Source organism: Marinobacter sp. UBA5687, assembly GCF_002420325.1.
GTDB classification, from domain to species: Bacteria; Pseudomonadota; Gammaproteobacteria; order Pseudomonadales; family Oleiphilaceae; genus Marinobacter; species Marinobacter nauticus.
Window position 1 is genome coordinate 1 of sequence record NZ_DIHV01000048.1, and the last position, 3,772, is coordinate 3,772.

Here is a 3,772-nt window from a genome sequence, read left to right on the forward strand (position 1 = left end):
AACACCGCCCATATCGCGACCACGCACGTTCATCTGCACGTACTGTCGCCGACTGGCATTGGAGCGCGAAATTTTCTTCGGGCCGGCGTACATTTCAACATCAGCCACCCGTGAAAGCGGAATAAGCTCGCCACTGTTGCCCCTGAGGGGAAGCTTTCTGATTTCATCAATGGACCCACGGTAGGACTCTTGCAGTCGGGTGAAAATCTCAAATCGCCGGACACCGTCAAAGACCAGCCCGGCCCCTTTACCGCCAATTCCGGTTTCGACCGTACTCATCAGGTTATCAATGCTGATGCCGAACTGCGCCAGCACTTCACGGTCGGGGCGAATAACAATTTGCTTCTTGCCCGCACTCTGCTGGGCGCGGACGTCCGTTGCACCAGGCACCTCTCTGGCCAGGGCAGCGACTTCCCTGCCGATCCGACCCAGTTCATCCAGGTCGTCACCGAAAATGCTGGCGACCAATTGCGCCTGAACGCCCGACAGAAGTTCGTCGGTACGGAGTTGAATCGGCTGGGACAGATTGTTGGCAAGCCCTGGGACTCGTTCATTCAACGCTTCTGCGATCTCGCTCTGAAGATCCTCATAGCGCACATCCTCTCTCCACTGATCCAAAGGCTTGAGGTTAACAAGCGTCGCCACTACGTTTACCGGCTCAGGGTCGCCTCCCACCTCGGCTCGACCGATCCGTGCGTAGGTGCCTGTTACCTCGGGAAATTCTTCCACAACGGACTGGACTCGTTTGCCATATTTAATCGCGGACTCCAGGCTGGCTCCCGGCGGCAGTGTTGAGCGGATCTGGAAAGTGCCCTCCCTCAGGGTGGGGACGAATTCGCTCCCAAGATAGGGAAACAGCAGGAGGCTTCCGACAAAGGCCAGCACTGCAACGCCCATCACCACCTTTGGCGCCTTGACGACCACATTGACCACCGGTTTGTAAAGCCGGTTAAGGAATAGAACCAGCTTCGGCTCCTTATGGTGCCCACCCATCCTGAATGAGAGCGAGGCCAGAACCGGCACCAACGTCAACGCGAGCAGCAATGCGCCGATCAGAGCGAAACTGATGGTGTAAGCCATGGGCGAAAACAGCTTGCCCTCGACGCCCTGCAGCGTAAATAGCGGCAGAAAAACGATAATAATGATGCCGATGGCAAAGACGATCGGACGAGCCACTTCCCGTGCGGATTCACCAACAAGCCTGAGCACGCTGATTTTCTCGTCCGATCGCTCTTCAATATGTCGGAAGATGTTCTCTATCATCACCACAGCGCCGTCCACCATCATGCCGATGCCGATAGCCAGCCCGCCCAGACTCATCAGGTTGGCCGACAGGCCCGACATGCGCATAGCAATGAACGCAAAGAGTACAGACAACGGCAACGTCGCCACCACGATCAGTGTGGAACGAATGTTTCCCAGGAACAGATAAAGGAACACCAGCACCAGAACCGAGCCCTCAAGCAACGCTTTCTCGACAGTGCCTATAGCCTTGCCCACCAACTCCGCCTGGGAGTAATACGCTTCGATCTTCAGACCCTCCGGAAGTGACTTGTTCAGGTCGTCGATTTTTGCATTGACGTCCTCAAGCACCTGGCTGGTGTTGGTCCCGATCAACTTCATCACGTAACCGCCAACGGACTCCTCACCCGAGGACACCTCTGCACCACGGCGAATTGCCGGTCCAAGACCAACCTCCGCAACATCCTTGACGTAAATTGGGGACTCCCCCTCACTCTTGGACACAATGATGTTCTGGATGTCTTTGATGCCTTCGGAACCAGAGTTGACCCAGCCGTAACCGCGAACAATGTATTCTTCACCTCCTCTGGTAATGAAAGAGGCGCCGACATTGCGATTGTTCTGGGTAAGGGCACCGCGAACATCCGAGACCGTCAGGCTCCTTGCCTGAAGCTTGTGCGCGTCGATATTGACCTGGTATTGCTTAACCTCGCCTCCGATGGACAGCACACCGGTTACCCCGGGTACGGTTCTGAGCTGCGGCTTAACAATCCAGTCCTGGATCGTGCGAATTTCCTGCAAGCTGTACTGGCTCTCGTCCTCAGCTTTCAGGGAATACATCAGGATACGTCCCAAGCCCGTGGTGATGGGTCCTAGTTCGGGTTCCCCCATGCCCTCCGGGATCTGGCGCTTGGCTTCTGAAAGCCGTTCGTTTACCAGCCGCCTGGCGAAGTATATATCGGTGCCATCTTCGAAATAGATGGTCACCCGGGAAAGCCCGAAAATCGACGTGCTCTGAACCTTCTGCAACTTGGGGATGCCGTACATGCTGATTTCAATGGGATAGGAAATCAGCGTTTCAATATCCACCGGCGACAGACCAGGACTGGCAGTAAAAACCTGAACCATGGTAGGCGTCGCGTCGGGAAATGCGTCCACCGGCAGTTTTTGAAATGAAAATACCCCGGCAACGATCACGGCGATAGCAAAAACAATCGTCATCAGACGGTTGTTCAGCGCATAATTCACAATTGCGTTAACCATGTTCCCCCCGGGTTTTAGTGTCCGTGAGCGGCGCTACGGCCACTGGCGGTAATGGCCGACATCAGATCAAAAGCGCCTACTGAAACCACTTCCGTGCCCGCGCTGATCCCGGACTTGATCTCAATCAAGCCGTTTGCTTCCTTGCCAAGCGTGACGGGAACAGCCTTGTAAGCCCCTTTCTCATCGCCCGGAACAAACACAACAGATTCACCGCTAATGGTTTGAACCGCATCATCCGGAACCAGCGGCAGTGATGCCTCCGCTTCCGTCATGATTCTGGCGGTGGTATAGGTATTCGGGCGAAGGTCGCCCCTGGGAGACTTCAGTACAACGCGAACGGGGATGGTGCGGGTCTTTCCATCCAGCATGCTCGACACCCAGGATACCTGCCCACTGTGAAACCGGTCAGAACCTGAATCCCTGGAGGCAATCTGAACCTCGTCTCCCGTTGAAATCTGGTCAATATCGGATTCCGACACCTGAAGAATGGCCCACAAAACCGAGGTGTCTGCCACGATGAAAGGCGTATCCGATGGACTTAACGTCTGACCCAGCCGGACAGGCATCTGTTCGACACGCCCCTCAATGGGTGAGCGAAGCGCGTATTGCGCCAGCCCCCCACTGTCACCTGGCGACTCACTACCGTATACCGCCAGTTGTTCCCGCACGGAATCGTACTCCGCTTTTGTGGCAAGGTAGATCGCCTTGGCATCAAGAAATTCTTCCTCGCTGGAAATACCTTGGTCCTGCAATTGTCTTTCGCGATTGTAGTCTGACTCGGCTGCTTCTTTACGGGCCTCCAGCGAGATCAACCGGGAGCGAATCCGGGCCAACTCCACACTGTTCAAGGTTGCCAATAGCTGCCCTTTCTTGACGTAATCCCCCAGGTCAACCACCAACCCCGTCAACTTTCCTTCCAACAGCGGACCAACCTCGGCCACGCGATCCGGCACATACTGAATCTCGGCAGGTGCCGTAACAATTGCGCCAGCGCGCCCCTTGGCAGCCGTCACCGTCTCAATGGACAATAACTCTGTCTGCTCCGGCGTCAGATGGATCTGGCGGGACTGGTTCTCCTCTCCGGCATGCTCGACGCTTTCATCACCGTGTTGGTCACCTCCAGCTTCTCCGGCAGCGTATGCTTGCTGCAGGCTCAGAATGCTGGCAACTATTAAAAATATCTTCAGATTGCGAATCATTCATTCACCCTCGCTATTTAAAGAACGGTCAGTTTTGAATTTCGTACCCTCAGGAACCGGCTGACATC

General features: G+C 55.4%; 2 protein-coding genes. Both read right to left on the reverse strand.

From position 1 onward, the window contains the following. Positions 1–2,505 (reverse strand): efflux RND transporter permease subunit (locus B3Y70_RS05110; RefSeq protein WP_288589314.1); only part of this gene is annotated, 2,505 nt, incomplete at its 3' end. Positions 2,506–2,519: 14 nt separating this feature from the next. Further along, positions 2,520–3,704 carry an efflux RND transporter periplasmic adaptor subunit gene (locus B3Y70_RS05115; protein ID WP_136629913.1) on the reverse strand — a complete coding sequence of 395 codons (1,185 nt, stop codon included), beginning with the start codon at positions 3,702–3,704 and terminating at the stop codon, positions 2,520–2,522. Between the last annotated feature and the right edge of the window lie 68 nt (positions 3,705–3,772).